Source organism: Methanoculleus sp. DTU007, from assembly GCF_001512385.1.
Lineage (GTDB): Archaea > Halobacteriota > Methanomicrobia > Methanomicrobiales > Methanoculleaceae > Methanoculleus > Methanoculleus thermophilus.
The window spans coordinates 23269-49641 of sequence record NZ_LFRO01000032.1; the positions used below are offsets into that span (position 1 = coordinate 23269).

26 protein-coding genes are annotated in these 26373 nt (G+C 60.1%); 17 read left to right on the plus strand and 9 right to left on the minus strand.

Features of this window, described 5'->3' with window-relative positions; genetic code table 11:
* Positions 1–60: 60 nt before the first annotated feature.
* The 3 genes from ACI94_RS03310 (at position 61) to ACI94_RS03320 (ending at position 2307) form a co-directional block, all read left to right on the plus strand.
* Positions 61–507: a protease inhibitor I42 family protein gene (locus ACI94_RS03310; protein ID WP_066955944.1), complete on the plus strand. Its 447-nt coding sequence runs from the start codon at positions 61–63 to the stop codon at positions 505–507.
* Positions 508–670: 163 nt separating this feature from the next.
* Entirely contained in the window at positions 671–1231 is a 561-nt protein-coding gene (locus ACI94_RS03315; RefSeq protein ID WP_286681091.1) for a hypothetical protein, read from the plus strand.
* Between the two features lie 305 nt (positions 1232–1536).
* The gene (locus tag ACI94_RS03320) at positions 1537–2307 is read left to right on the plus strand and encodes a hypothetical protein (protein ID WP_286681092.1); all 771 of its coding nucleotides are present in this window, start codon (positions 1537–1539) and stop codon (positions 2305–2307) included.
* Between the two features lie 87 nt (positions 2308–2394).
* On the opposite strand, the gene ACI94_RS03325 is transcribed toward ACI94_RS03320, so the two are convergent.
* The 3 genes from ACI94_RS03325 to ACI94_RS03335 are packed head-to-tail and all read right to left on the minus strand — an operon-like array spanning position 2395 to position 5633.
* Entirely contained in the window at positions 2395–4587 is a 2193-nt protein-coding gene (locus tag ACI94_RS03325; RefSeq protein WP_286681093.1) for an elongation factor EF-2, read from the minus strand.
* Between the two features lie 24 nt (positions 4588–4611).
* The gene (locus tag ACI94_RS03330; protein WP_066955936.1) at positions 4612–5199 is read right to left on the minus strand and encodes a 30S ribosomal protein S7; all 588 of its coding nucleotides are present in this window, start codon (positions 5197–5199) and stop codon (positions 4612–4614) included.
* A 5-nt stretch (positions 5200–5204) separates the two neighbouring features.
* On the minus strand, positions 5205–5633 hold the full coding sequence (locus ACI94_RS03335; RefSeq protein ID WP_273258735.1) for a 30S ribosomal protein S12: 429 nt from the start codon (positions 5631–5633) through the stop codon (positions 5205–5207).
* A 173-nt stretch (positions 5634–5806) separates the two neighbouring features.
* On the opposite strand from ACI94_RS03335, the gene ACI94_RS03340 reads away from it, so the two are divergent.
* From ACI94_RS03340 to sepS, 8 genes are all read left to right on the plus strand, one after another.
* Positions 5807–6220 carry a 6-carboxytetrahydropterin synthase gene (locus ACI94_RS03340; protein ID WP_066956915.1) on the plus strand — a complete coding sequence of 138 codons (414 nt, stop codon included), beginning with the start codon at positions 5807–5809 and terminating at the stop codon, positions 6218–6220.
* Positions 6207–6815 carry a radical SAM protein gene (locus ACI94_RS03345; RefSeq protein ID WP_066955931.1) on the plus strand — a complete coding sequence of 203 codons (609 nt, stop codon included), beginning with the start codon at positions 6207–6209 and terminating at the stop codon, positions 6813–6815. The genes ACI94_RS03340 and ACI94_RS03345 overlap by 14 nt, the downstream gene beginning before the upstream one ends.
* Entirely contained in the window at positions 6812–7480 is a 669-nt protein-coding gene (gene queC, locus ACI94_RS03350; protein WP_066955929.1) for a 7-cyano-7-deazaguanine synthase QueC, read from the plus strand. Before ACI94_RS03345 ends, queC begins: the two co-directional genes overlap by 4 nt.
* Positions 7480–7977: an NUDIX hydrolase gene (locus ACI94_RS03355; RefSeq protein ID WP_318010067.1), complete on the plus strand. Its 498-nt coding sequence runs from the start codon at positions 7480–7482 to the stop codon at positions 7975–7977. Before queC ends, ACI94_RS03355 begins: the two co-directional genes overlap by 1 nt.
* A 107-nt stretch (positions 7978–8084) precedes the next feature.
* A complete protein-coding gene (gene prf1, locus ACI94_RS03360; protein WP_066955923.1) occupies positions 8085–9356 on the plus strand; it encodes a peptide chain release factor aRF-1 in 1272 nt (423 codons plus the stop codon).
* Between the two features lie 2 nt (positions 9357–9358).
* Positions 9359–11023: an arginine--tRNA ligase gene (argS, locus tag ACI94_RS03365; RefSeq protein ID WP_066956912.1), complete on the plus strand. Its 1665-nt coding sequence runs from the start codon at positions 9359–9361 to the stop codon at positions 11021–11023.
* Positions 11004–11897, plus strand: a complete 894-nt coding sequence (gene twy1, locus ACI94_RS03370) for a 4-demethylwyosine synthase TYW1 (RefSeq protein ID WP_066955920.1) — start codon at positions 11004–11006, stop codon at positions 11895–11897. The genes argS and twy1 overlap by 20 nt, the downstream gene beginning before the upstream one ends.
* Positions 11894–13489 carry an O-phosphoserine--tRNA ligase gene (gene sepS / locus ACI94_RS03375; protein WP_286681094.1) on the plus strand — a complete coding sequence of 532 codons (1596 nt, stop codon included), beginning with the start codon at positions 11894–11896 and terminating at the stop codon, positions 13487–13489. Before twy1 ends, sepS begins: the two co-directional genes overlap by 4 nt.
* On the opposite strand, the gene ACI94_RS03380 is transcribed toward sepS, so the two are convergent.
* The gene (locus tag ACI94_RS03380; protein WP_066955910.1) at positions 13464–15722 is read right to left on the minus strand and encodes a bifunctional alpha,alpha-trehalose-phosphate synthase (UDP-forming)/trehalose-phosphatase; all 2259 of its coding nucleotides are present in this window, start codon (positions 15720–15722) and stop codon (positions 13464–13466) included. The two genes, sepS and ACI94_RS03380, sit on opposite strands and share 26 nt — an antisense overlap.
* A 325-nt stretch (positions 15723–16047) precedes the next feature.
* On the opposite strand from ACI94_RS03380, the gene ACI94_RS03385 reads away from it, so the two are divergent.
* Both ACI94_RS03385 and ACI94_RS03390 read left to right on the plus strand, forming a co-directional pair.
* Positions 16048–16434, plus strand: a complete 387-nt coding sequence (locus tag ACI94_RS03385; protein ID WP_066955908.1) for a hypothetical protein — start codon at positions 16048–16050, stop codon at positions 16432–16434.
* Positions 16435–16483: 49 nt separating this feature from the next.
* Positions 16484–16690 carry a helix-turn-helix transcriptional regulator gene (locus ACI94_RS03390; protein WP_066955906.1) on the plus strand — a complete coding sequence of 69 codons (207 nt, stop codon included), beginning with the start codon at positions 16484–16486 and terminating at the stop codon, positions 16688–16690.
* Between the two features lie 388 nt (positions 16691–17078).
* On the opposite strand, the gene ACI94_RS03395 is transcribed toward ACI94_RS03390, so the two are convergent.
* Genes ACI94_RS03395 through ACI94_RS03405 form a run of 3 tightly spaced genes read right to left on the minus strand, consistent with a single transcriptional unit; the run spans position 17079 to position 21012 of the window.
* Positions 17079–17648, minus strand: coding sequence for an archaemetzincin family Zn-dependent metalloprotease (locus ACI94_RS03395; RefSeq protein ID WP_066955904.1), 570 nt, complete (start codon positions 17646–17648; stop codon positions 17079–17081).
* 54 nt (positions 17649–17702) lie between these two features.
* Complete coding sequence (locus ACI94_RS03400; protein ID WP_066955902.1) at positions 17703–19952, minus strand: DEAD/DEAH box helicase; 2250 nt, start codon at positions 19950–19952, stop codon at positions 17703–17705.
* On the minus strand, positions 19933–21012 hold the full coding sequence (locus ACI94_RS03405; RefSeq protein WP_286681095.1) for a ribonuclease H-like domain-containing protein: 1080 nt from the start codon (positions 21010–21012) through the stop codon (positions 19933–19935). Before ACI94_RS03405 ends, ACI94_RS03400 begins: the two co-directional genes overlap by 20 nt.
* A gap of 193 nt (positions 21013–21205) precedes the next feature.
* Here ACI94_RS03405 and ACI94_RS03410 point away from each other — a divergent pair, with 193 nt between their 5' ends.
* Positions 21206–21970, plus strand: a complete 765-nt coding sequence (locus ACI94_RS03410; RefSeq protein WP_066955899.1) for a TIGR01458 family HAD-type hydrolase — start codon at positions 21206–21208, stop codon at positions 21968–21970.
* A gap of 5 nt (positions 21971–21975) precedes the next feature.
* Complete coding sequence (locus tag ACI94_RS03415; protein ID WP_286681096.1) at positions 21976–23124, plus strand: hypothetical protein; 1149 nt, start codon at positions 21976–21978, stop codon at positions 23122–23124.
* Here the strand turns inward: ACI94_RS03415 and ACI94_RS03420 are convergent.
* Positions 23097–24002, minus strand: a complete 906-nt coding sequence (locus tag ACI94_RS03420) for a site-specific DNA-methyltransferase (protein WP_066955895.1) — start codon at positions 24000–24002, stop codon at positions 23097–23099. The genes ACI94_RS03415 and ACI94_RS03420 overlap by 28 nt on opposite strands.
* 40 nt (positions 24003–24042) lie before the next feature.
* Positions 24043–24198 (minus strand): hypothetical protein, encoded by a 156-nt coding sequence (locus ACI94_RS03425; protein ID WP_161937569.1) that lies wholly within the window; start codon positions 24196–24198, stop codon positions 24043–24045.
* Positions 24199–24488: 290 nt separating this feature from the next.
* Between ACI94_RS03425 and ACI94_RS03430 the strand changes: the two genes are divergently transcribed.
* Both ACI94_RS03430 and ACI94_RS03435 read left to right on the plus strand, forming a co-directional pair.
* The gene (locus ACI94_RS03430) at positions 24489–25220 is read left to right on the plus strand and encodes an ABC transporter ATP-binding protein (RefSeq protein WP_066955892.1); all 732 of its coding nucleotides are present in this window, start codon (positions 24489–24491) and stop codon (positions 25218–25220) included.
* Between the two features lie 5 nt (positions 25221–25225).
* Positions 25226–26317 carry a SufD family Fe-S cluster assembly protein gene (locus ACI94_RS03435; RefSeq protein WP_066955889.1) on the plus strand — a complete coding sequence of 364 codons (1092 nt, stop codon included), beginning with the start codon at positions 25226–25228 and terminating at the stop codon, positions 26315–26317.
* The last annotated feature ends 56 nt before the right edge of the window (positions 26318–26373 follow it).

Genomic DNA, 26373 nt, shown 5'->3' on the forward strand with positions numbered 1-26373 from the left:
ACGAATATCATTTCCAGGGGTTTAAGAAAAGTATTTACCTATTCCAGGATACCTTTTCGCATGGTTCAGAAAAAGAACATCGTTGGTATCCTCCTAGCAGGATTCCTGGTATTTTGCATGCTCGGCGCCGGTTGCACGTCGCAGCCGGCAGAGCCGGCGACCCCGACCCCCACCCCAACCCCAACCCCGGTGGAGGGTTACTTCTTCAACGAGACGAACAACAACGAGACCGTCACGCTCCCGGCCGGAAGCGCGATCACGATCAGCCTCGTCGAGAACCCGTCGACGGGGTACGAGTGGAACGTCACCTCGTCCGCCGGACTCCAGCTCGTGAATGAGACGCACGATGCACCCCAGACCGAACTCTTGGGTGCTCCCGGAGTTCATATCTGGGAGTACACCGCGGCCGAGCCCGGTGCTGCCGAGTTCTCCGCGATCTACATGCGGCCCTGGGAGAACGTGACCGGAAACGAGACCACATTCTCGATGGCTTTCACCATCGAGTAACCAGATTCCTTTTTTAAAAGAAGCAGGCAAAAGGCCCCCGCTTCAGAGGGGTCCGGCACCCGGTGCGGGATGCACTCACCCTGCATCAATGATCCGATCTTTATCCAAAACGCCCCGGCGGCGTTTCAATACGCATATATATCGCGAAAACAAGGGTGGAACTATGACAGATGTGAGAATTAAAGCCTCGTGCACTCTTGTTCTTCTCGGGGTCCTTGCTCTGGCTCTCATCGTCCCGGCAGCCGCACAGGGAACCACCCCGCGGGTGGTACAACCAGGTGAGACCATCGAGGTTGGGGGCGAACCCCTTGTCCTCGACCTCGTCAATCTCCGGAACGCAGATACGCTCAACCCGATCACGGAACTCCGCCACTACCGCGAAGATAATCCCACGAAGCAGATCATCCGGACCATCGGCGTGCCGAAAGACGGTTACTTTACGATCAATGCGCACACACTCAACGGCAAATACGGGCGATACTTCGCGTTCAGCAAACAGGACGGCCTGATCCAGCATAGCAGCATAACGTTCGTCCCCGCTCCGACAGAAACCCCCACCGGACCGGTCGAGACCAGTACCACGGCGATGGAGACGCCAACCGGGACCGAGAGGGCGCAAGAGACGGCCACCGCGAACCCGACACAGGCACCACTCCCCGGAGTGATCGCGGTGATCGCGATCGGGATCCTGGGGCTGATCTTGGCGACCATACGACGAGAGTAGAGTCTTTGGGCCAGCAGAAGAACCTCACATTCTTTTGGATGGGACATATCATCCCAAAGGGCCATTCATTGAGACCCTCACGACCGCGGTCGGTATTATATACTACCGTGCATACTCCCCGGCCCGAGGAAGGAACACCCGTACGCCCTGCCCCCTCATGATCATCCATGTTCAACGGATTCGCTCTCTCGCGCTAGAGTTTGGTTACAGCAGAACTCTCCGGGATCCTTTCTCCAAACCACAGGATTTCAAGAAGGCACCTCCTGACGGAACGCCTTTTTGGAAACCACCTGGAGGGATAAACCATGAGTGGACGCAACCTCCGTGCACCCATACTCAGCTTGATCGTCCTTGCCCTCTTCGTCGGTGCCGCAACAGCGGCCGAGCATCAGATCACCAACGCCACGGTCGATCAGGTCTATGCAACGGTCCTCGATGATCGCATCCTCTGGTCCGACAACCGGACCGGGGACTACGACGTCTACCTCTACAACCTGACGGAAGCAAGCGAGCGTGTGCTCTCGCCGCCGGAGACCGACCAGTTCGCGACGGCGCTCCCTGCCGGCATGATGATGAGCGGCGACCGAATCGTCTGGCAGGACGACCGAAACGACAACTGGGACATCTACCTCTACGACATCGCCACGGGAGAGGAGACCCGGATCACCACAAACGAGAGCGCACAGATGAGCCCCGCCGTCACGGAGAGCATGATCGTCTGGAACGACTACCGGAACGGCAACTGGGATATCTACGCCTGGACGCCCGATGAGGCGGCGCCGTCCGCGCCGGGACCGGCCGAGCCTCCCGCTCCGCCCGCGCCGGGAGTGACTTCGGTGCCAGAGATACCATCTCCGACGAACGCAACGACGACCCTGCCGCCCGGCGAGACACCGACAGCCACCCAGACACCGGAAGAGGCAACACCTACGCCCGGATCAGACGACGGGACACCGAGGAGCGGTGGATTGACCCGGGTCACGCCAACGATTCCAGTAGTATCAAGACCCGGAGATATCAGCGATCCGTCGGTCTTCGTCATAACCCCGACGCCGTTCATTCCTCCCCTTCACTGATCAGCCCGTTTGGGTGGGTAAGGTAGCAGAGCGCACAGCGTCCGCTCGCCAGAACGGAGATCGAAAAATAGAGGGTATCGGGGGTGATTACTCCAGGTAGTCTTCCGGCCGGGGGATCTGTTCTTTCAGACCCTTGCGCCGGCGGATACCCTTGACCACTTCGTCGACCAGGCCACCAGGAACGAGTTCGAACCCGGCGAACTCCGTGCTCCACATCGCACGCCCTTCGGTAGCGGATCGGACATCCCCGGCAAACCCGAAGAGTTCGGCGACCGGGGCCTTGCCGATGATCGTCATCGTATCGCCGTCGCTCTGGATATCATAGACCTGGCCGCGCCGACCCTGGATCTGCGAGGTTGCCGCGCCCATCTGCTCGCTCGGGACCGTGATCTGGATCTTCTGGGTCGGCTCAAGGAGTGAGTCGCCGGCCATCAGCATGCCTGCCTTGACGGCACTCCGAACCGCCGGGATGACCTGAGCGGGACCACGGTGGATGGCGTCCTCGTGGAGTTTCACATCCACCAGCCGGACCTTCAGGTTCTGGACCTGTTCGTCGGCAAGCGGACCGCCGCGGAGCGCCTCACGCCAGCCCTCGAGGACCAGTTCCATCGTCTCGTTGAGGTACTGGATACCCTTCGTCATATCGATGAACATATTGGTCCCCTCGATCGCCTTGACGTTCTTGGCTTCTTCCTTGTCCATACCGGCTTCAGCGAGGATGTCACGCCGCTCGATTGCCTGCTGGTTCATCGAGACCTTACCCTCCTGAATCAGCTGCACGATAGCGGGGTCCATCGGTTCGAGCTCGATATAGAACCGGTTGTGGCGGTTCGGCGATTTGCCTTCAACCGGGCCGGCCCTGCCCGTGACCGTCTCGCGGTAGACGACAATCGGCGGGGAGGTGATGATATCGACACCCTTGTCACGCTTGATGCGCCCGGTGATGATCTCAAGGTGGAGTTCGCCCATGCCGCTGATCAGGTGCTCGCCGGTCTCCTCGTTGATCGAGACCTGCACAGTCGGGTCTTCCTTCGCCACCTGACGGAGGACCTCGACGAGTTTCGGGAGGTCCTTCATGTTCTTTGCCTCTACAGCGACGGTCATGACCGGCTCGGAGTAGTGCTTCAGCGACTCGAAGGGGGTCATCTCAAGGAGCGTCGTGACGGTCGAACCGACGATGGCATCCTTGAGGCCCGTCACGGCGGCGATGTTGCCGGCCGGGAGCGCATCCACCTCGATCCGCTCGGCACCCATGAAGATACCGACCTGGGCGATGCGGTTTACACGCTTTGCCGCACCCATGATGTAACACTCGGTGCCGCGGCGCAGCGTCCCCGAGAAGAGACGGCCTGTGGCGACCTCGCCAGCGTGCGGGTCAAACGAGATATCGGTGACCATCAGGCAGACCGGCCCGTTCGGGTCGCAGTTGATCATGGCCTTACCTTCGGAGGAGTTGTAGTCGCCGTGCCAGATGATGTGGATACGCCGGTCCTGGGCCTCGATGGGGTTCGGGAGATGCTTGACCACCATATCGAGGAGGACAGCGTGCAGCGGGCTGTTCTTTGCCAGCCACTTCATTTCGCCGGCGTTACATTTCTGGTAGACTTCCTTGAACGAGACACCGCTCTTCTTCATGAAGGGAACGGAGACGGCCCAGTTGTAGAGCGCGGAGCCGAAGGCAACGGTGCCCTTTGCGGCATCGAGTTTCCAGCCCTCGTTGTACATCTTCTCGTTCATGCCCTTGATCAACTTGTTGACCTTGTCGATCACCTTCCCGAGGCGGATCTGCATCTCCTGCTCGTCCACCTTCAGTTCGTTGATCAGCCGGTCGACTTTGTTGATGAAGAGGACCGGGCGGACACCCTCCTTGAGAGCCTGCCGGAGCACCGTCTCCGTCTGAGGCATGGTGCCCTCGACCGCGTCCACCACGACGACGGCCCCGTCGACCGCACGCATGGCACGGGTCACGTCACCGCCGAAGTCCACGTGGCCGGGGGTATCGATCATGTTGATCAGGTACTCCTTGCCATCGTACTCGTGGACCATCGAGACGTTGCTTGCATCGATGGTGATACCGCGCGCCTGCTCCTCCTCGTCGGAATCCATGAAGAGCTGCTTACCCGCAAGCTCCTCGCTGATCATGCCTGCTCCTGCAAGCAGGTTGTCTGAGAGTGTAGTCTTTCCGTGATCAATGTGGGCAACGATACCGATGTTCCGGATCCGCTCCGGCTTGTCCATCAGCTCCGTTACCCGCTCAACCATCTTCTTTCGTCGGGTCATGCTTCACCAAAAAATAATAGGGTATCAACGGGCAGCCTTTGCAATACGCTCTCTCTCTTCTCTCTTTGAGACGGCGTATGAGCGGGTATCGCCGTTTGCGGCTGCAATCAGTTCTTCAGCGAGCGCCTCGCTCACGCTCTTCTTCTTCTTGTGGCTCGCCTGCAGGACACCGTCGGTGATGAACCGCAGGGCGACGTCGACACGCCGCTGGGGGGCGGTATCGACCGATTTCGGGACGTTGATGCCGCCGTACTTCAGCCGGACGGTCTCCTCACGGGGGCCTGCGTTGGCGACTGCGTCCACCAGCACCTGAACCGGGTTCTTCTTGGTCTTCTTGTTGATGATCTCGAAGGCCTCCCGGACGATGCGGATGGCGAGTTCCTTCTTGCCGGTGTTGTGCTCGGTCTGCATCAGTTTGTTGATCAGGCGCTCGACGATCAGCATGTTGCTCTTGTTGAACTGCTGGCCGGCGAGCTTGCCGCAGGAGTGCGGTACGATCATCGTATGCAGGTTCACGTAACGAGCAAGGCTTGGATCCTGGATCACCACCTCGCTCATGTCCCACCGGTTAAAGAGGAGCTGCGGCTGAGTCACTGCTTCTGCTTCTTCCATACAATTTACCTCCGCGGCTTCTCCTTGCGTCCGATGACCATCTCGTGTAAGCTGACGTTGTTGACCTTGGTCACGACGTACCGGACGCCGGGGATATCACCCATCGACCGACCCAGTCTGCCGCCGATACCCTCGATCACGACCTCGTCGTGCTCGTCGATGAAGTTGATAGCACCGTCGCCGACGGCAAATGCGCTCACCTGACGACCATTCTTGATCAACTGCACACGGACGCACTTCCGGATTGCAGAGTTCGGCTGCTTCGCCTCAACACCAATCTTCTCGAGTACGATCCCGCGCGCCTGCGGTGCCCCCTCAAGAGGGTCGGATTTTACATCGAGTCCGAGCTGGCGCCGGGCGTAGACTGGATCATGCCACCGGCCTTTCTTTGAGTCGCGCTTCAGCTTTCGGGCTGCAAATTTACCATTTCCCATCGAATACCCTCGTATAGGTTGAATTTGTGGATAGGAGTAACTCCTGGTGTGCTATAAAACAACGCGCGTTACGGATTTATATATTGTGGAAACCCGTCTGCACGCCGATCTTTCGCCCTAGTTATTTGATCCTGAGCTGATATATATTATATCCTGACAGGCAACCTTCAATGATGACAACCCGGATATACAAGGAGGTCTTTTTCGAGGCAACCCATCGCCTGATCCATTACCAGGGGAAGTGCTTCCGGTTGCACGGCCACCAGTGGCGGGTAGAGGTCTGGATCGAGGGAACACCAGACGAGCGCACCGGGATCGTCTTAGACTACAACACCATCAAGGAGGTCGTCGGCCGGTTCGATCACCAGGTGATCCTGAACGAGGCCGATCCGATGGCAGAATGCATCGAGAAGTTCCACCCGGTTATCACCACCTCCGGCGATCCAACGAGCGAACTCCTTGCCGGGCTGATAGCAGAGATGATCGATGCTATGGCTGCACAGCAGGGATCTGACGCCCGCGTGGCCAAGATCCGGGTCTGGGAGTCGGCATCCAGTTACGCAGAGCGCACCTATGTTCGTCAGTGAGATCTTTCGGAGCCTCCAGGGGGAGGGGAAAAACCAGGGGCGGCCCTGCACGTTTATCAGGCTTGCAGGGTGCAACCTCCGGTGTGCCTGGTGCGACACCTCCTATGCCCAGGAAGGGGGGCGCAATATGAGCGTCGGGGAGGTCCTCGACCGGGTCTGGCTGCAGAACGGGAAGCATATCTGTATCACCGGCGGGGAGCCGCTCCTGCAGCACGACGAGGTTCTCGAACTCTTAAAGAAACTCAGCCTTCATGGATATTCCGTCGAGATCGAGACAAACGGCACCCGCGACTTCCGCGAGATGCAACCCTATGCCTCCATCTGCATGGATGTGAAATGCCCCTCGTCCGGCGCAAGAAGCGATCTTCGGCTCCTCGCCCACATCACCCCCCGCGACTCCGTCAAGTTCGTGGTGGCCGACGAGGACGACCTCCTCTACGCCCGGGCAGTGATGAACCGGTGCGAGATTCGCGGCGAGGTCTTCATCTCCCCGGTGGAGGGGACCGACCGCCGCGCAATCGCAGAGCAGATTGTAAAAGAGAACCTCCCGGTGAGGTTCCAGGTCCAACTCCACAAGATCCTGGGGATAAAATGAAGAAAGCGGTATGCCTTCTCTCGGGCGGGATGGACTCATCCACCCTCGCCTACGTTGCAAAAGATATGGGCTACGATATCATCGCGCTCCACTTCACCTACGGCCAGCGGACAGAGGTAAAAGAACGCAAGTGCGCCAAAGAGATTGCTCGCCTGCTCGGTGCGGTGGAGTTCGTCGAGATCGGCCTTGAACACTTCAAGAAGATTGGGGCCTCGAGCCTGACCGACGAGAACATCCCGGTCGAGGAGTATGTCGGAGAAGAAGAGGGGATCCCAAACACTTACGTCCCGTTCCGGAACGCGAACCTCCTCGCCATCGCGACCAGTCTCGCGGAGGCCCGCCACGCGGAGGCGATCTTCATCGGCGTCCAGACCGGAGACTACCCCGGGTACCCCGACTGCCGGCCGGAGTTCATCGAGGCGTTCCAGCGGGCGATCGATCTTGGGACGGCAGCCAAACCGCGGATCAGACTGATGACGCCCTTCGTCCAGATGTCGAAAGTGGATATCATCGAGAAGGGGCTTCGCCTCGGCGTGCCCTACGAGCATACCTGGTCCTGCTACCAGGCCAACGACCGGGCATGCGGCATCTGCTCCTCCTGCCACTATCGGAGGGAGGCGTTTAGAGAGCTCGGACTCGAGGACCCGATCGAATACGAGGAGTAATGATGGAGATCTACAGGGGTAGCCGGCTCACGGTTGAGAAGAAAGAGGTAACCCTTCCAAGCGGAGAGAAGAAAGAGCGCGTGATCATCCACCCCGGCGGAGCGGTCGCAATCCTCCCGGTCGAGGGGGAGACCTGCTACCTGATCCGGCAGTATCGGTTCGCCATCGACGATTACATCTTCGAGGCACCGGCTGGAACCATCAACGAGGGTGAGGAGCCGCATGAGACCGCGTACCGGGAACTGATCGAGGAGACCGGGATGAAGGCGGAGAGATTCACCCCGAAAGGCTGGATTTATCCCTCTCCCGGCTACACCGACGAGCGGATCTGGCTCTACCTCGCAGAGGGGCTCTCACCCTGCAGTGACTACGAGAAAGACGATGATGAGGTGATCGAGGTCGTCCGCACCCCGATCGGAGATCTCCAGGAAATGATCACCGACGGCAGGATCGTCGATGCGAAGACGATCTGCCTCATCTGCCGGTGCCTGCAGTGAGGGGAGATGAAGAGAACCGGGGTGTGCACATATTTATGCTTTCTCCAGAGAAACACATAGTAGCTTCGAGATATGAACACTATTACTAAAATAGCTTGGTGAACTCCATGGAAGAGACGCAAGAGATGGATATGGCGCGAAAGCGCTATGAATTTAAAAAGACGCTTGAGAGACTTGCGGAGAAGGAAGGGAGCGGTACCGAGCTGATCACACTCTATATACCCCCGGACAAGCAGATATCCGACGTGACCGCCCAGCTCCGTGACGAGTTCGGGCAGTGCTCAAACATCAAAAGCAAGCAGACCCGGACAAACGTTCAGAGTGCCATATCCTCCATCCTCTCCCGTCTCAAATACTACAAGCGCCCGCCGGAGAACGGCATAGCCGTCTTCTGCGGCACGATCAACATCGGAGGCGACCGCACCGACCTTCAGTGCGAGATCATCGAACCGCCCGAACCGCTCAATACGTACATGTACCGGTGCAGTTCCTCCTTCGAACTCGAACCCCTCCAGCAGATGCTCGGTGAGAAGGAGGTCTACGGCCTCATCGTCATCGACCGGCGCGAAGCCTACGTCGGCTTTCTTAGGGGCAACCGGATCGAGCCGGTCCGCGGCGTCACCTCGACGGTTCCGGGCAAGCAGCGGAAAGGCGGGCAGTCGAGCGTCCGTTTCCAGCGGCTGCGGCTGATCGCCATCAACGAGTTCTACAAGAAGGTCGGGGATCTCGCAACCGAGGTCTTCCTCGCCGAGAAGGACTTCTATGAGCGGTTCAAGGGCGTGCTGATCGGCGGCCCGACCCCGACCAAAGAGGAGTTCGAGGCGGGCGGCTACCTCCACCACGAACTTCAGAAGCGGATCATCGGGCTCTTCGACGTCTCGTATACGAACGAGTCCGGGCTTGCCGAACTTGTTGAGAACGCTTCGGACGCCTTAAAAGGCCTTGATATCATCAAGGAGAAGAACGTGATGAACCGGTTTCTCCAGGAACTGGTCAAGGACGACGGGGCTGCAGCCTACGGCGAGGAGAGCGTCAGGAAGAACCTGGAGCTCGGCGCCGTCGACACGCTCCTCCTCTCCGAGCGGCTCCGGCGAGCACGGGTGAAACTTGCCTGTCCGAACAGCGACTACACCGAGGAGCGGACGATCAGCCTCGAGCCCGGCAAGCACATCAAGGATCTCGACTTCGGCACCTGTCCAAACGACGGCGGGCAGCTCTATGTGGCGGAGGAGAGCGACATCATCGACGAGTTGACCGCGCTCGCCGACCAGAGCAGCACAGATGTCAAGATCATCTCCGATGATTTCGAAGAAGGTTCGATGCTCTATAATGCATTCGGCGGGATTGCTGCAATCCTGCGTTACAGGACCGGATACTGATGATGTTTCAGGAGAAGTACCACCAGATTGAGCGCATGCTCCGCGCATGCACCGGTGAAGAGGATGTCCTCCTCACGACAGGCGGGGATCACGCCGACCTCGCCTCGACGATAGCGTTCAAACTTGCGAAGAAGGAGAAGCGCCCTCCCCAGAAGATCGCCGCCGATATCGTGGAGAAACTCTCCAAAGACCCAGAACTCGGCGACGTGCAGGTTGAGGCCGCCGGTCCCTACATCAACTTCCGGTTCGGCCCGTCACTCCTCGGAGAGGCGGTAAGAGAGGCGCTCGAGCCCGGCTACGGGAAACATTCCCGCCGCTCCGTCCGGGTCATACTCGAGCACACGAGCGCAAACCCGAATGGGCCCCTTCATGTCGGGCATATCCGAAACACGGTCATCGGCGACACCCTTGCCCGGGCATTCCGCAAAGCCGGGTATCCACTCGAGGTGCAGTATTACTTAAACGATATGGGCCGCCAGATCGCCATCGTCTCATGGGGATTTGACCGCCTCGATATCCCCCGGAGCGAGGGCGAGAAGGAGGACCATTACGTCGCCCGGGTCTACGTCGCGGCAAACCGTGAGATCGAGAAGAACCCGGAGATAACCAAGGAGATCGATCACCTCATGCAGAAGGTGGAGCAGGGCGACGCGGAGACCGTCGCGAAGTTCCGCAGAGTCGTCTCCCTCTGTGCCGAAGGGATCAAGGCGACCCTCGCCGCAATGAATGCCCACCACGACCGGTTCGTCTGGGAGAGCGATTTTGTCCGGATCGGGGATGTGGATCGGATCTTTGAGCGGATCCGGCGCCTGCCTCAGACCCATGAGGACGAGACCCTCTGGGTCGATCTCTCGGAGAGAGGCTTTGAGAAGAAGTACATCCTCCGGCGCAGCGACGGCACATCGGTCTACAGCGCCCGCGACCTCGCCTACCACACCTGGAAGGCCCGCAACTACGACCGGATGATCGACGTCCTCGGAGCAGATCACAAGTTGATCGGCGCCCAACTCCAGGCCACCCTGGAACTGCTCGGCGAGCGGCCGCCCGAGATCGTCTTCTTCGAGTTCGTCTCCCTCCCCGAGGGCTCCATGAGCACCCGGGCAGGCAAATTCGTCTCGGCAGACGAACTGATCGAGGAGGTGACCTCAAAGGCATACGAGGAGGTGACCGTCCGCCGGCCGGAACTCTCCGAAGAGGAACGGCGCTCGATCGCAAAGTCGGTCGCCATCGCCGCCATCCGCTACGACATCGTGAAGGTCTCCCCGGAGAAGAGCACGGTCTTCGACTGGAAGGAGGCTCTGGACTTCGAGCGGCAGAGCGGACCCTACATCCAGTACGCTCACGCCCGGGCCTGCAGCATCCTCGAGAAGGCCGGAGAGTTTACGCCGATGTTTACCTATGAGACCGAGCACGAGGTCGCGCTCGCCCGACACCTTGCCCGGTTCCCGGCCGTCATCGAGCAGACCGTGGAGGAACTTCGGCCGCATCTCCTCGCCAACTACGCCCGCGAACTCGCCGACCTCTTCAACGCCTTCTACCACTACGACCCGGTCTTGAAGAGCGAAGGCGAGACCCGCAACAGCCGTCTCACGCTTGTCGATGCAGTCAGAAACACCCTGCAGGAGTCGTTAGAGATACTCGGTATCGATGCACTCAGAAGCATGTAAGGCCTTAAAGAGGCAGGGCTACCAGTTCGTCAGCCCTGCCTCTTCGGCGGCCGTCAAGCCCTGCATGTGGAACAAACGGGCGCTCAAGGGCGGCGAGATGTGCTACAAGGCGCAGTTCTACGGGATCGAGAGCCACCGTTGCGTCCAGATGACCCCGACCCTCAAGTGCAACCAGCACTGTCTCTTCTGCTGGCGGTCTTTCGAGCACGAGGTTGTGGAGGATGAGGAGTGCCCGCCGGAAGCGATCATCGCGAACCTCCGCCGCCTCCAGAAGAAAGCCCTCTCGGGCTACAAGGTCTCGCCCTACGTCGCGCCGGAGCGGTTTGCCGAGGCCCTCGCTCCCACGATGGTCGCGATATCCCTCTCGGGAGAGCCGACCTGCTACTCGCGCCTTGCGGAACTCATCGATGGTCTCAACGCCGAAGGCTACACAACGTTCCTCGTCTCGAACGGGACCCGGCCGGACGTTCTCTCCCGGTGCCGGCCCTACCAGACCTACGTCTCGCTCGATGCCCCCGACCGGGAGACCTACCTCTCCCTCTGTCGCCCGAGAGAGGACTACTGGGACCATATCCTCGAGAGTCTCGCCGGGCTTGCCGGCCGGCGATCCGCCATCCGGACCACCGTGGTGCGCGGCTACAACGACTTCTCCCCCGAGCGGTATGCGGCGATCTACCAGGACTCCGGGGCCAGGTTCATCGAAGTAAAGGGTTATATGCATCTGGGGTACAGTAGGAATCGACTGGAGAGGGACCGAATGCCGGAACATCACGAAATTCGGGCGTTCGCCGAGAAAATAACGGAGCACTGCGACTATACCATCAAGGATGAGAGCCCGGCAAGCCGGGTCGTCTGTCTGGAGCGGAAGATATGAGATTCGATGTGGAAGAGTTCAAAAAGAGAGCGAGAGAAGACTTCGAACACGCCTGGCACGAAGGGCCGTCGGTCCTGACCCCGGCCGGGATTGAGGAGCGATACCCCCGGCTGAAGTACACCCGGGCTACGGCCCACCCGATCTTTGAGATCACGCAGCGGCTCCGCGAGACCTACCTCTCGATGGGGTTTGACGAGGCGATGAACCCCATCATCGTCGAGGAAGCCGATATCTATCGACAGTTCGGGCCTGAAGCCATGGCCGTCCTCGACCGGGTCTTCTACCTCGGCGGGCTGCCCCGTCCGAATGTCGGGATTGCACGTAAGCAGGTCGAGGAGATCGAGGCCATCCTTGGTCGCACAATCCCGAACGAGACCGAAGAGAGGCTCCGCGAGACTCTCCACGGCTACAAGAAGGGAACGATCGACGGAGACGAGCTGACGCACGAACTCGCCACCGTCCTTGGTGCGGACGATGCAACCGTGGTGCACATCCTCGATGCCGTCTTCCCCGAATTCAAGGCGCTCGCACCTGAGTCGTCGCGAAACACCCTCCGCAGCCACATGACGAGCGGCTGGTTCCTCACACTCTCCTCCCTCTGGGAGAAGCGCCGCCTCCCCATCCGGCTCTTCTCGGTTGACCGGTGTTTTAGGCGGGAGCAGGAGGAGGGGCCGACCCGCCTGATGGCCTACCACTCGGCATCCTGCGTCGTCGCGGGCGAAGACGTCACCCTCGAGGAGGGGAAAGCCGTCAGCGAGGCCCTCCTCTCGGCCTTCGGGTTTACCGAGTTCCGGTTCCAGCCCGACGAGAAGCGGTCGAAGTACTACATGCCCGGGACCCAGACGGAGGTCTACGCCCGCCACCCTGTCCTTGGGTGGGTCGAGGTCGCCACGTTCGGCATCTACTCCCCCTCGGCGCTCGCGGAGTACGGGATCGGCGTGCCGGTGATGAACCTCGGTCTTGGGGTGGAGAGGCTAGCGATGATCGTCTACCAGTCAAACGATATCCGCCAGCTCAGCTTCCCGCAATTCTTCCCGCAGGAGGTCTCGGACCGGGATATCGCCGGCGCCATCCACCTCCGCGAGGAGCCGAGATCCGTTCTTGGAAAGCAGATGGCCGAGGCAATCCGGGCTACGGCCGCCGAGCACGCGACGGCCCCCGGGCCGTGTGCGTTTACCGCGTGGAAGGGTGAGATTGCAGGAAGGGAGATCGAAGTCATCGTCGAGGAGCCCGAGTCCAACACGAAACTCTGCGGCCCTGCCTGTGCAAACGAGGTCTACGTCCACGACGGCTCGGTGCTCGGGGTCCCGGACACCGAGAAGTGGGCGAAGGTCAGGGCAGAGGGCGTCTCCACCGGCATCACGTATCTCGATGCCGTTGCAAACCTCGCCGCCGCCCGGATCGAGGAGGCCGCACGGTGCGGAGAGGAGGCCCATATCCAGGTGAAGATGTCAAAACTCCCCTCGGACATCAACCTGCGCATCGAGGAGTACGCGATGCGGTATATCACCGACCACAACAGAAAGGTGGACCTCCGTGGACCGGTCTTTTTGACGGTCAGGTCCGTCATCCTGGGGCAACCGACTCAATAAGGCTCTTTTCCCGCCCCTGTCTCTTCTTTTTTGTGGTCACGCCGTCCCTGTCGCACTCGATGCACCTCCAGAGCAACGGCAGCACGTCCCGCTGCTCAACCAGGTTGAAGCGTGCCCTGCTCGGGGCGAGCCCGACCTTGATCGAGTAGGCTTCGGGCGGCAGCACCTCAAAGAGGTCTTCATCGGTCCGATCGTCGCCGATGGCGAGGATAAAGTCCCAGGCCCGCTGGGTGACCCAGTTCAGCGCCGCTCTCCCTTTGTTGACGACGTTGTTCTTGATCTCGATGACCTTGTTGCCTTCCATAACGCCGACATTCAGGTTGGAGGTCAGGTGCAGGAGATCGTCTTTGAGATCCTTTGCCCGCTGTGCACCGAGCAGCGGCTCCGTCCTCCGGTAGTGCCAGACGAGGGAGTAGTCCTTCTCCTCGATGAAGGCGCCGGGCGTGCGGTCCGTGTAGAGCTCAAGGAGCGGGTAAATCTCCGCCTTCCACTCATCCGAGAGCGCCTCAGACATCCGCCACTCTCCGGACCGCTCTTTTATCCAGACCCCGTGCTCGGCAATGAGCCCAATATCCATCGCCCCGAACCAGGCATCCAGGGTATACCGGTCTCTGCCGCTGATTACCACGACCTCGTTTCCCGGAGCCCGGGAGAGGGCCTCGAGTAACTTTCGGGTGGCATCGTCGGGGACCGCCTTCTGTGGTTTTGCGGCAAAAGGCACCAGGGTTCCGTCGTAGTCGAGGAGGAGGAGCCGGTCCTCTCCGGTAGCGTAATCTGCGACCAGTTCCTCCCTGATGTCGGGTGTGATGATCTGTTCGGAGCGCTCGACCTGGACAGCCCGGGCATCACCGAGGCGTGTGAGGAAGTCGCCGACCCAGTGCTCGATGTCGTAGCGCATCAGCCGCTTCTGCATCGTCCGGTTCCGCTCGATCTGCTCCTTCTCCGGCATGGCAAGTGCAGCCTCAATCGCCTCGATCACCGCGTCCTGGTCGTTTGGATTGACGATGATCGCCTCACCGAGTTCCTCGGCCGCTCCCGCCATCTCGGAGAGGATGAGCACCCCGGTGCCGTCGGTCCTCGTGGCGACGTACTCTTTCGCCATCAGGTTCATCCCGTCACGGAGCGGTGTCACCAACGCGACATCGGCAGCGCTGTAGAACGCCACCAGTGTATCAAACGGGAGGAAGTTGTAGAAGTAACTGACCGGAGTCCAGTCGGTCGTCCCGTACTTCCCGTTGATGCGCCCGACGAGTTCGTCGATCTGTTTCTTGAGCGCCTGGTAACTATCGACGCCCGTCCGGGACGGGACCGCGACGAGGACAAGGGAGACGGCACCCCGATACTCGGGTTTCTTCTCGAGGAGTGCGTCGAAGGCCTCAAGCCGGAGGGGGATCCCTTTCGTGTAGTCCAGGCGGTCGAACGAGAGGATTATTTTGCGTTTCCCGTACATCTGCCGTATCCGGGCGATCTCCTTCTGGACGGGGGTGCTGCCTGCAGCGTCGGCAAACCGCTGGTAGTCGATCCCCATGGGGAAGAGATCGGTCCGCACCACGCGGGTCCCGGTCCGAACCTCTCCGAACGAGTGCTCGTAGCCTAAAAGCCGCCGAACACTGGAGAGGAAGTGGCGGACGTAACCGTAGGTATGAAAGCCTATGAGGTCCGCCCCAAGAAGGCCGGAGAGGATCTCCTTCCTCCAGGGCAGGTGCCGAAAGACCTCATACGAGGGGAAGGGGATGTGATGGAAGTAGCCGATCTCCGCATCAGGGAGACGCTCGCGGAGCATCTGCGGCAGAAGCATCAGGTGGTAGTCATGGACCCAGATGATATCATCGGGCCGGACTACCTCCATCACGGCGTCGCAGAACTTCTCGTTCACCCGCTGGTAAACCTGCCATGTCTTTGGGTTGTACTCGGCAAAGTGGTTGAAGTAATGAAGGAGCGGCCAGAGGGTGTTGTTGCAGAACCCATCGTAGTAGTGCTTGATATCGTAGGGGGAAAGAAAGACCGGGTGGCACTGCTCCTTCTGGAGTACATCTACGATTCGGTCCCTCTCGTCATCCTGCTTCTTCTGGACGTTGATGCCGGGCCAGCCGATCCAGAGGCTCTCGTAGGATTTGTAGAATGAGCCAACACCGGTTGCAAGGCCGCCAACGCTCCTTTGCAGGTGAATATCGCCATTTTTCCGGGAGATGCTGATTGGAAGTCTGTTTGATACTATCAGTAATCGGTTCATGGTTTAACCCAATTTGGAGGGATTGATCAGCACCCAAAGATTCTCAACCAAAATTAAGTTTTTGGCGAAATACTGAATAATTATAGACATCGCCGCCTGGACGGACAGCACTTCTGCCCGGCCGTTTCACCGCCGGTAAGCACCGCACGACCTTGCGCTTGCCCAACCGCGGAGTTATTGTCGCGTTTTCTGCCAAAACAGCAGCCGATATGAGCAGATCCGGGAACAAGATGGCAGAACGAGAAGGGGGCTTTGACCATCCCGGAAGAACCGAATTAGTTATCTATTTCTAACACTATGTTAGATATACATAACAGGTGAACGAATGAAGCGACGATATGCGCTGCAGATTGGCGCAGGAGCGGTCATCGGGGCAGCAGGCCTCATTCTCCCGTTCCTTGGAGAAGGAACAGAGGCGCTCTCCTCGATCCTGGTGACGATCGGTATGGTGATCATTGCGGTGGCCGCCGTCCGGCACTGGAGGTTCCGGGACGAACTGGAGAGGGATGAGCGGACACAAAAGATCGGGGCGTACGGCATCTCCTACTCGTGGCTCGTCACGCTCATCTTCCTCGCACTCCTCTTCTGGGCAAACTACCTCGGGGTCCTCACCCTCACGGTCGAGGGAGTGCTGCTCTCAACCATCCTGTTGATGGGGCTCTCGGCCCGCCTCTTCCAGTGGTACCTCTTCCGGCAGGGAGATGTGGCGTGAGGCGAACGTGGGCAGGAGGCCAGCGCCAGATCTGGAAGGGGGATGCGGGATGAAGACCCGGATCCGGGAACTCCGGGCAAAGACCGGGCTCACCCAGGAGGAACTGGCACAGCAGGTAGGGGTCCGGCGCGAGACGATTGTCTTCCTTGAGAAAGGGAAGTACAACCCCTCCCTAAAACTCGCCTACAAGGTGGCCCGGGCGCTTGATTCCACCATCGAGGAGGTCTTCACCTTCGATGACGAGGATCTGGCGTGACCGGGAAGAAGGCGAGCAGAACGATCATCGCTCCCGGCGAGGTGCAATTGATAAAAGAGTTGCAACAGAAGAACGGTAGAGTCATAAAAAGATATTGGGGGCATTTCTAAGGTCGGAGTTTGAATTTAAAAACATTACGATTTTTTATTCGTTAGAATATCCTTTAAATAACCATATAATCCATAATTTAACGTTTTATTGAGGATATACAATTTTATGCACCGTAAAATATAATTTTTCGAGGCGATCCAAACGTTCGCAAAGAGCGCGGAGTGATGGAACGATTATTTCAGTTTCCCAGAGGGAGGTGTAGGTCATTTCCAAACCGGACCCGCTCTCTCGCCCGGCCCTCGACGGGCGCCGCACCCCCGGGGAACAGGTGGAGCCGTCACGATTCGACCGGGCCGCCTCCCCAGGCAAGAGCCCGACCGCCGAGCCCTTCGGAAGCAAGATGGAGACGACACCTCATGCAGAACTCCGGCCCTTTCCGATCGGTCTCGGCGACGGTGTTCGAGAAGAACATGACGCACCGGGATCGTTTGCAGTGAGCAAGCCCGAAGGTGTGTCCCAGCTCATGCACGGCCTCCACAACAGCCCGGCGGCGAAAGAGGTCCGGATCATCAGGAAGACCGTAAAACGACTCTCTGAGCCGGTGCAGGGATATTATTGCCCATCGCTCCCTTGCGATCCCGAAGACGAAGTTCATTCCGGGAAGGTAGAGATCGGCGTTCGTGACTCCCAGCACCCGATCGTGACGCTCCATCTCCACGGAGAGGGCAAGGGACTCAAGCACCATCTCCGCGTCATGCTGACTGCGGGGATCATTTCGTGCGGCTTTTGGGAGGGGCACCCCCTCGCCGATCACGACGTCCCGGGAGAAGACTGCTCGTAAGGGGTTCACAAGCATCCGCAACTCGGCCGGATCGACCGCCCCGATAGGGACCAGAACAATATTCATGACAGGCAGACCGGTGATCGCGTAATCGTTCTCAAGGAGACTTGAGAGTATCGGTCAGGCGTCCGGAGTGGAAGTACCCGTCGCAAGTCGTCGGGCGAGGTCGTCGAGGATAAGAATGGCCGCCTCTTTATCGAGGGGCTGGTTCTGGTTCCCGCACTGTGGCGAGTAGATGCATGCCGGACACCCTGCGGTGCACGAGCAGTCGCGGACCAGTTCGTGCGTCATCCCGGCGATCGCGGGGAGGAGAGTGGAGGCCTTCTCGGCAAGCCCGATCCCGCCCTCATAGCCGTCGTAGACGAAGATCGTCGGAGCACCGGTTGCAGGGTGAAGAGGGGTCGAAAGACCGCCGATATCGCGGCGGTCGCAGACGACATGGTAGGGCATGACTGCGATCAGGGCATGCTCCGCACCGTGCAGCCCACCGGCAACGTCCAACCCTTTAGCGGTGATCGTATCCAACGTCCGGTCCGGTATGGTGAGCCAGAAGGCCTTTGTCGCGAGGGAGAGCGGCGGGAGGTCCAGCCGGTGGTGGCTCACGACCCGATCATAGTGCCGCACCGTGTACCCGATGACCTGCCGACTGACTGTAACGTCCCCAAACGAGACTCCCACGCCGCCGATGTCGCGGCGCCGGAGTTCCTGCACGACCGCAACATCGGTGGTGACGAGGGGCTGGGTGTAGGTATCGGTATCGGTCTCCTCCACCTGAATCGTGCGCTGCTCAAGGTCCATCTCGGTCACCACGTAGGTCTCCCCGCGATGGAGGAGGATTGCACCCGGGTGAGCCTCCCGGAAGGCCTGCTCACGATCCATCGTCTCGAGCAGCCTGCCCTCATACATCACCCGGAAGGTATCGGAGGTAACGGAATCAAGCCCGACCATCTCCGCCGCCCGTCTCCGCCCGGCATAGATCCAGCCCCGCGAAGCCTTCCGGAGCAGGCAGACACGCTCGAGCGCAGCAAGCATCTCCGCGATATCGGGACCGAACCAGCGGGCATCGCGCTTTGGGTCGACCGGGAGTTCCGATGCCGCACAGAGGAGATGGCCCGAGAGGATGTAGGGGTTCTCCGTGTCCACGACGGCGTGCTCGCAGGGCCGGGAGAAGAACTCCTCCGGGTGGCGCATGAAATACTGGTCGAGAGGGTTCTCGAACCCGACCAGGACGGCAAAAGACTCCCCCAAACGGCGTCCAGCCCGTCCCGCCTGCTGCCGGAAGGAGATCATCGTCCCCGGATACCCCGATATGATGACACCGTCAAGCGACCCGATATCGATCCCGAGTTCGAGGGCGTTCGTCGTCACGACGCCGCGAAGGCTGCCGTCCTTCGCGGCGTCCTCGATCGCACGCCGGACGGTCGGGAGGTAGCCGGCCCGGTAGGCGCTTATCCCTGGAACCTCCCGGGACCGGGCCGCGATCACTTCGGCAAGCCTCCGGGTGAGGGTGAAACAGAGTGTCCGGCACCCGCTCTCCACCGAGGCGAGGAGGAGGTCCTTCGTCACAGAATGGACCGATCGTCCGCCGTCTCCAACAGAGGGGTTGTAGAGGATGAACGTCTTTTCACCCGCCGGCGATCCGTCATCCTCGATAAGGATCGCCTCCTCGCCGGTCAGGCGGGCGGCGAACTCGGTCGGGTTTGCAAGGGTGGCAGAGGAGAGGACGAACTGCGGCCGGGCACCGTAGTACTCCGCAATGCGGGCAAGGCGGCGGAGGAGCATGGCCATATGAGATCCCGCAACCCCGCGATAGCGATGCGCCTCGTCGACCACCACGAACCGGAGGTTTCGGAAAAAACGGCTCCACTTCATGTGCCAGGCGAGGACCTGGTGGAGTTCGTGGGGGTTTGATAGGATGATCCGGGACCGATCCCGGATCGCCGGCCGCTTTCCGGCGGGCGTATCGCCGTCGTAGATGGCCGCATCCACCCGTATTCCCGAAACGTCCTCTATCTCCCGGATGGTCTTTACCTGATCGTTTGCGAGCGCCTTTGTCGGGTAGAGGAAGAGGGCGGTCGCGGCGGGGTCGAGCGCCAGACGCTCGAAGACCGGGAGGAGGAAAGCGAGCGTCTTTCCGCTCGCGGTCGGCGTGGTGATGATGACGTTCTCTCCGGCGCGCAGATGCTCGATCGCCGCAGCCTGGTGGGTATAAAGCCGGATCCCTCTTCCCTCGCAGTAGGTACGGAGGCCTTCCGGGAGGGGACGGAAGAGGATTCCGTACCGGGCCGCCCGGGGCGGCGTGGTCCTGGTATGCACGACGTTTGGGTCCGCCGCGAGCAGGTCGAGGAATTCACGCACAGTCGTTGCCATCCCCCCGGAGAAGCGCAAAGAGCCGGACAAGCGAGACGAGATCCTGACGGTTATGCTCCACGATCGGGATGAGCGGACCGGGATTTCCGGTGCGCTGGTAGGTGTCGTAGAACTCCGGCACCAGCGCTCCCGGGAGATCATTCTCTCGGGCAAGACCGAGGACCTCCGCCTCGAGCGCAGAGAGCCGGCAGGAAGATAGCGTCTCACCCCAGCGGCGTCGTGCGAAGTGGAGGACGTCAACATGCGGCATATCAAGGTCAGCCAAGATGCCGTAGTATCCTAACCGCTCACGGATATAGGGGAGGTCGAACGCCCGGCCGTTGAAGGTGACGAGGACCGTGCTCTCCGTTTCCAGTTCGGGGAGGACGGAGGTGAGCGCCGCCTCCTCCTCGTCAACTGATCTAAGCAGGTACTGGCTGATGGTTATCGATCCTCCCCGGGCCCGGGCAAGACCGATGAGGATGATCGGGCGAGAGAAGAGCCCCAGCGTCTCGATATCCAGGAAGAGAAAGTCCTCCGGGGCATGGAACCGGCAGGCCTCAAGGAGGAGCGGGTCGCTTCGGCGGTGTCGCCGCCCGATCTGCTCCATGAGGTCACGGGTATTCCCCTCCGCCACGAGTTCCAGGACCTTTGAGGCTTCCTGGCGGTAGCAGGGGTGCCGGACGAGATCGGCGATCGTCTGATAACCCCGCCTCTTCAATCGCCGCTCGGTCACCCTGCCGATGCCGTGGACCAATGTGAGATCCGATAGGATTGCCTCAGTCGCCCGGTCCGGGTCGCGGGCATCGAGGTCCATGGTTCTGCGAGATTCGAGGAGACAGCACCTCCCGGCGGAGCAGACAACTTCCCGGCCGCGGAAAGCATCCTCAAATCTCCGCCCCCGGTACTCGGCAACAAGGGTGTTTTGAAGCCTTCGGGCATCATCGTAGTCGGAGCGGCGGATGAACGTCGACCATGGGCCGGGAAGGTGCTTTTCGCTCTCGTCGACGACCTCATACTCCCCGGCCCGGTCAATCCGGACACGCCACAACTTACCCGCCTGATCAAAGGGGTGAACCATTCTCCCGGCAGAGGGTTAGAGCCTCGCGGCATTCAAGGTAGCCGTTGCGGGGTGAAAGTGAATGACTCCCCGGATCATCTCACGCCAAAAGAGGGACGGGGCGTGAAAACCCCTGAGATTTTTGTAAGACTGCGGATGAAGTGTCGTGCCCGCACACACTGTATAAATATCCATCCGGACAACAGAGAGCAGTATGGTCAGTGCAGTCCTGATCGACATCGACGGCGTCCTCTACGTCGGCGACCGGGCCATCGACGGAGCAGACCAGGCGCTCCGGGAACTTGACCGGCGGGGCATACCCTATCGGTTCGTCTCAAACACCACTCGCCGCTCCCGCCGTTCGGTTGCCCGGCGGCTGCAGAACCTCGGTTACGCCATCCCGGAGTCCTGGATCATCACCGCCCCGGTGGCCGCCGCGGCGCACCTCAAGGAGAGCGATCGTGCCAGGTGCTTCCTCCTCACCACCCCGGATGCCCGGACGGACTTTGAGGAGGCCGGGATTGTGGCAGTAGAGGAGGGAGCGGATGCGGTCGTGGTCGCCGATGCGGCCGACGGGATCACCTACGCCTCGATGAACCGGGCGTTTCGCCTGCTCATGAACGGGGCGGACCTCGTCGCGCTCGAGAAAGACCGCTACTGGATGGGACCGGACGGGCTGATGCTCTCGGCGGGCCCCTTCGTCGTCGCGCTCGAGTATGCCACCGAAAAGAAGGCCGAGGTGATCGGAAAACCTTCCCCGGCGTTCTTCCTCCGGGCGCTCCGGGAGATCGGGGCGCGCCCGGACGAGGCGGCGATGGTCGGCGACGATATCGTCACCGATGTCGGCGGCGCCCAGGCCTGCGGGATGCAGGGCATCCTGACGAGGACCGGCAAATATCGAGAAGAGGCAGTCTTGCGGTCGGGGATCACGCCGGATCTTATCATCGACTCGCTTGCAAATCTCCCTGAATACCTCTGAATACCATGTGGAAACAGGCCCTCATCATACCCATCATCGTCGTCGCAGTTCTCGGGGCCGGATGCCTGGGAGGCTTCCTGCAGCCCCCGATCGTCCCGCCGGCAATCACGCCGATCGAGGGGGCGAGCCTCGATCGGGTGCCGGTCTACACATTCCCTTTCGAGGACGGAGAGGAGAGGATCGGAATAGATCCTGACCCTGCGGTCTATGCCGGCGCAAAAGAGGCCGACCGGAAACTCCACCTCTCAATAAATCTCTCAAAAGAGGAGTGGGTCCCCATCTACTACCGGGCGTTCATCGACGATCCCTGCCTGGAACCCTTCTATGCCGACCTCCTTGCCGCCTTCCGCGAGATCCGGGACCGCAAAGGGCTCGATGGCGACCGGTATCTCGAGCTCGTCACCGCCTTCGTGCAGTCCATACCCTACAGCACCGATACCTCCATCGTTGAGCCGAAGTTCCCGATCGAGACGTATGTCGACGGATTGGGCGACTGCGACGATAAAAGCCTCCTCCTTGCCGGGCTCCTGGCCAGGGAGGGGTATGCTGTTGCGCTCTTCTACTTTGAGGACGAGGCACACATGGCCGTCGGTGTAAAGAGCAACGGGAACCTCTACCGCGAGACCGGCTACGCCTACATCGAGACCACGAACGCAAGTTACGTCGGGATTCCACCCGACAAACTTGCGGACGGGACCATCCTCACCACAGACCCGCTGGTCATCCCGATCGGGGACGGTCAGAGGATCTATACGGCGTCAGGCGAGATCGAGATGATCGAGCGCGCTCTTGCCGCCTCACGCGACCGGGCAGAAGACCTCTCTTCAGAACTCGTGGAGTGCTTCTCCGATCTGGAGGTTCAGAGAGAGACCCTCAAGTCCCTCGACGCACGGCTGGCAGAACTCGCTCAGTCGGGGAAGTTTCAGGAGTACAACCGCCTCGTCTGGAGATACAACGAGAAGGCCCACGAGTACAATGATGCGGTAGAGAAGTACAACGCCCTGCTTGAGGAGTCGGAGGCTGTCATCAACCTCCACAATCATCTTGTCACCCACACCCACGACCGGCCCGGATCATACCTCCATGCCCGGGCATACCTCGAAGGGAACTCTGATGCGCATCCAGTTCAGGAGAGTCGGTCCCAGACGATGTAGCGAGGAGGAGCACGGGTGCCGTCCTTTGCCTCCTCCCCCAAGAGTCGGGCCATGGCGGTCTTGCAGTACTCCGGGGAGATATCGATCCCGATGAAGCGCCGGTTGAGCCGGTTGGCAACAAGCGTCGTCGTCCCCGCACCGTTGAAGGGGTCGAGCACCAGGTCTCCCCGGTAGGAGAAGAGTTTGATCAGCCTTCTCGGGAGTTCCTCCGGGAACATCGCCGGGTGCTGGTAGTCACGCATCCGGATCTCCGCCGGAAAGACCCACCGGGCAAAGACCCACTCCTTGAACTCGTCGCCGGTGATATCGATCATCTCTTTCTTCCCGGCCTTCTTCTGCGTCTCCTTCGCAAAGACCTCGATAAACTCCCAGGTATACTTCAGGTAGGGCATCGACGGCGACTTCCAGCTCCCCCACGCGGTGTACCGGGCATTGTAGTTGTTCTTCTCCCAGAGGATCTCCGCCTTCCAGAGAAACCCTAGACCCAGGAGTTGCGATGAGATGACATGGTGTGTCGGGACGTAGTCGGAGAAGAGCGGCTGGATATTGATCGCGATCCGACCTCCTGGCTTGAGTATGCGGTAACACTCGCTCCAGACCGCGCCGAGTTTCCGGAAGTAGTCGTTCCACTCGCGGGTGTCGCTCATGGAATCGTTTGCGTAGTGGTGGCCGAAGTTGTAGGGCGGGGATGTTATGATGAGGTCGATGCTCCGGTCCGGGATCGCCGGGAGCACCGCCATCGCGTCGCCGCAGATGACGCTGTTCGTGAACTGCCGGATGGCAGGAGGCTCAGGGGTCTGGACGGTATGCCTGGCGTTCCCCGTGCCCTGCCGGACCTTCCCTTTCTCATTCCGGTTCGGTATGCCTTTCCGCCGCATCCGGTCCGATCACCGGAAGGTGCCAATACCCCGGGAGATGTTAAGTATAGCCCCTCGCCTTGCAAGAAGGGTGCGACGGCAGGGTGGTCGCGGCGAGGAACACAGTCTTACGCATCTGGCTCCGCCGGATGATGGTCGGATACCGGGCAGCCCGCTCCGCGAGGCAGGCGAATGTGGAAAATGTCGATCGCTCCATACATGAGACGGGGTGAGGGCATTATTTAACCATAGGCCGTGCGCGGGGTGAAAGTGATGAGGCACGGCTGCCGTCGGGAATGCAGGCCCATCTTCAGACGCGGAAAGCGCAAAAAAAGACCGCTCCGCAGTCTGACACGGCGGCGGTTACCGGCCGGACCAGGGTCGATCAGCCGGGTGTCCGCCCGGCAAAAGCCGAAAAAGGGCGCCAATCCTCCACCAATCGTAAGGGTTGGTGTTGCATTGCAAGTGTTAATGTACCCCCAAGGAGAAACATAAACGGGGTGCCGTATGCTGGATATCAGTAATTTACACGTGAGCGTGGATGATACCGAAGTTCTCCACGATATCAACCTCCACATCGGGCAGGGGGAGACTCATGTCCTGATGGGTCCAAACGGCTCGGGAAAGAGCACACTGCTCAAAGCCATCATGGGGTTTGGCGGCTATACGATCACGGAAGGATCGATCGTCTTTAAAGGGAAGGATATCACCAGGATGCCGATTCACGAGCGGGCTCACCTCGGAATCGGCATGATGTTCCAGCATCCGCCTGCAATATCCGGACTGAAACTCGGAAAACTGCTCGCCGCGACATCAACCCTCGGAGGGGAGGCAATAGAGGCACTCGCGCAGTCGGTCAACATGGAGCATTTCCTCAACCGGGACATCAATGTCGGGTTCTCCGGCGGCGAGATAAAGAGGAGCGAAGTGTTGCAATTAAAGGCCCAGCAGCCCGACTTCATCATGCTGGACGAACCGGAGAGCGGCGTCGACCTTGAGAATATGAACCTGATGGGGAGAGAGATCGCAACCTTGCTCGAGAAGGATGTCCGCATCGTCAACAGACGTCGAAGCGGTCTCATCATCACCCACACCGGGTATATCCTCGATTACCTCGATGCCGATCAGGGCCATGTCTTAATCGACGGCCAGATCCGGTGTCACGGGAATCCCCGCGAGATTCTGCGTGTAGTCAAAGATAAAGGATACGGAGAGTGTCTGCGTTGCAAACAGATATAACCGACATGGAGCATCTCTCGGAGGAAGACAAAAAACGCCTCGCCCTGACCGGACTTGAGGTAGGGATGCAGAACAGGTGCGGGAGTTTCTTCCAGATCGACCAGAACGTTGTCCAGACCACCTGCGGGGCCGAAGGGATCGAGATGCTCCCCATCAAGGCCGCCCTCGAGAAGTACGACTGGTTGAAGGACTACTACTGGAACGCCGTCCCGAAGGAAAAGGACAAGTTCACTAAATTCGTGGCAAGGCAGGAGAGCCCGCAGGGTCTCGTCGTCATCGCCCATCCTGGTGCGAAGGTCGAGATGCCCCTCCAGGCCTGCCTCTTTCTACGAGAAGAGCCGGCGCAGCATGTGCACAACATATTCATCGCACAGGAAGGCTCCGAGATCCACATCATCTCCGGCTGTGCGAGTTCCTGGCAGAAGAAGCACGGCGCTCATATCGGGGTGACCGAGATCTACGTCGGCAAAGGCGCCAAAGTCACGTCCACGATGATCCACAACTGGAACCCGGGGATCAGCGTCTTCCCCCGGAGCGCCACTATCATCGAGGAGAATGGTACGTTCCTCTCAAACTACGTCTGCATGCAGCCGGTCCACCGGATCAACATGTACCCGACAGCGCGCCTTATCGGGAAGAACGCCGTAGCCCGGTTCTCAAGCATCGTCGTCGCGACGCCCGGCTCAACCCTCGACCTCGGTTCCCGGGCCATCCTCGCCGCCGAGCATACAAGCGCCGAACTCGTCACCCGTGCCATCACCACCGGCGGCAAGGTCATCTCCCGGGGCCATGTCCTCGGCGAGAAGGACAACACCCGGGGCCACATCGAGTGCAAGGGCCTGATCTTAAAGGATGGTGTCATCCACGCCATCCCCGAGATTGAGGGGACGCTGACCGGCACGGAACTCTCCCACGAGGCCGCGGTCGGTAAGATCGCCCGCCACGAGATCGAGTACCTCATGGCCCGTGGTCTCTCGGAAGAGGAGGCCACCGCAACCATTATACGCGGGTTTTTGGATGTAAAGATCAGCGGTCTGCCTGCAGTCCTGCAGGCCCAGATCGATGCCGCGATCGATAAAGCAGAATCAGGCTTCTGATTCGGGAGAAGATGTGATGGAGGCCGACCCGTACGCGCGTGAGCGCGAAGAGATGG

Excerpts from the sequence above, each read along its gene's own strand:
- ACI94_RS03310 (WP_066955944.1), top strand. The coding sequence starts at position 61 with ATGGTTCAGAAAAAGAACATCGTTGGTATCCTCCTAGCAGGATTCCTG.
- ACI94_RS03315 (WP_286681091.1), top strand. The coding sequence starts at position 671 with ATGACAGATGTGAGAATTAAAGCCTCGTGCACTCTTGTTCTTCTCGGG.
- ACI94_RS03320 (WP_286681092.1), top strand. The coding sequence starts at position 1,537 with ATGAGTGGACGCAACCTCCGTGCACCCATACTCAGCTTGATCGTCCTT.
- ACI94_RS03325 (WP_286681093.1), bottom strand. The coding sequence starts at position 4,587 with ATGACCCGACGAAAGAAGATGGTTGAGCGGGTAACGGAGCTGATGGAC.
- ACI94_RS03330 (WP_066955936.1), bottom strand. The coding sequence starts at position 5,199 with ATGGAAGAAGCAGAAGCAGTGACTCAGCCGCAGCTCCTCTTTAACCGG.
- ACI94_RS03335 (WP_273258735.1), bottom strand. The coding sequence starts at position 5,633 with ATGGGAAATGGTAAATTTGCAGCCCGAAAGCTGAAGCGCGACTCAAAG.
- ACI94_RS03340 (WP_066956915.1), top strand. The coding sequence starts at position 5,807 with ATGACAACCCGGATATACAAGGAGGTCTTTTTCGAGGCAACCCATCGC.
- ACI94_RS03345 (WP_066955931.1), top strand. The coding sequence starts at position 6,207 with ATGTTCGTCAGTGAGATCTTTCGGAGCCTCCAGGGGGAGGGGAAAAAC.
- queC (WP_066955929.1), top strand. The coding sequence starts at position 6,812 with ATGAAGAAAGCGGTATGCCTTCTCTCGGGCGGGATGGACTCATCCACC.
- ACI94_RS03355 (WP_318010067.1), top strand. The coding sequence starts at position 7,480 with ATGATGGAGATCTACAGGGGTAGCCGGCTCACGGTTGAGAAGAAAGAG.
- prf1 (WP_066955923.1), top strand. The coding sequence starts at position 8,085 with ATGGAAGAGACGCAAGAGATGGATATGGCGCGAAAGCGCTATGAATTT.
- argS (WP_066956912.1), top strand. The coding sequence starts at position 9,359 with ATGTTTCAGGAGAAGTACCACCAGATTGAGCGCATGCTCCGCGCATGC.
- twy1 (WP_066955920.1), top strand. The coding sequence starts at position 11,004 with ATGCACTCAGAAGCATGTAAGGCCTTAAAGAGGCAGGGCTACCAGTTC.
- sepS (WP_286681094.1), top strand. The coding sequence starts at position 11,894 with ATGAGATTCGATGTGGAAGAGTTCAAAAAGAGAGCGAGAGAAGACTTC.
- ACI94_RS03380 (WP_066955910.1), bottom strand. The coding sequence starts at position 15,722 with ATGAACCGATTACTGATAGTATCAAACAGACTTCCAATCAGCATCTCC.
- ACI94_RS03385 (WP_066955908.1), top strand. The coding sequence starts at position 16,048 with ATGAAGCGACGATATGCGCTGCAGATTGGCGCAGGAGCGGTCATCGGG.
- ACI94_RS03390 (WP_066955906.1), top strand. The coding sequence starts at position 16,484 with ATGAAGACCCGGATCCGGGAACTCCGGGCAAAGACCGGGCTCACCCAG.
- ACI94_RS03395 (WP_066955904.1), bottom strand. The coding sequence starts at position 17,648 with ATGAATATTGTTCTGGTCCCTATCGGGGCGGTCGATCCGGCCGAGTTG.
- ACI94_RS03400 (WP_066955902.1), bottom strand. The coding sequence starts at position 19,952 with ATGGCAACGACTGTGCGTGAATTCCTCGACCTGCTCGCGGCGGACCCA.
- ACI94_RS03405 (WP_286681095.1), bottom strand. The coding sequence starts at position 21,012 with ATGGTTCACCCCTTTGATCAGGCGGGTAAGTTGTGGCGTGTCCGGATT.
- ACI94_RS03410 (WP_066955899.1), top strand. The coding sequence starts at position 21,206 with ATGGTCAGTGCAGTCCTGATCGACATCGACGGCGTCCTCTACGTCGGC.
- ACI94_RS03415 (WP_286681096.1), top strand. The coding sequence starts at position 21,976 with ATGTGGAAACAGGCCCTCATCATACCCATCATCGTCGTCGCAGTTCTC.
- ACI94_RS03420 (WP_066955895.1), bottom strand. The coding sequence starts at position 24,002 with ATGCGGCGGAAAGGCATACCGAACCGGAATGAGAAAGGGAAGGTCCGG.
- ACI94_RS03425 (WP_161937569.1), bottom strand. The coding sequence starts at position 24,198 with ATGGAGCGATCGACATTTTCCACATTCGCCTGCCTCGCGGAGCGGGCT.
- ACI94_RS03430 (WP_066955892.1), top strand. The coding sequence starts at position 24,489 with ATGCTGGATATCAGTAATTTACACGTGAGCGTGGATGATACCGAAGTT.
- ACI94_RS03435 (WP_066955889.1), top strand. The coding sequence starts at position 25,226 with ATGGAGCATCTCTCGGAGGAAGACAAAAAACGCCTCGCCCTGACCGGA.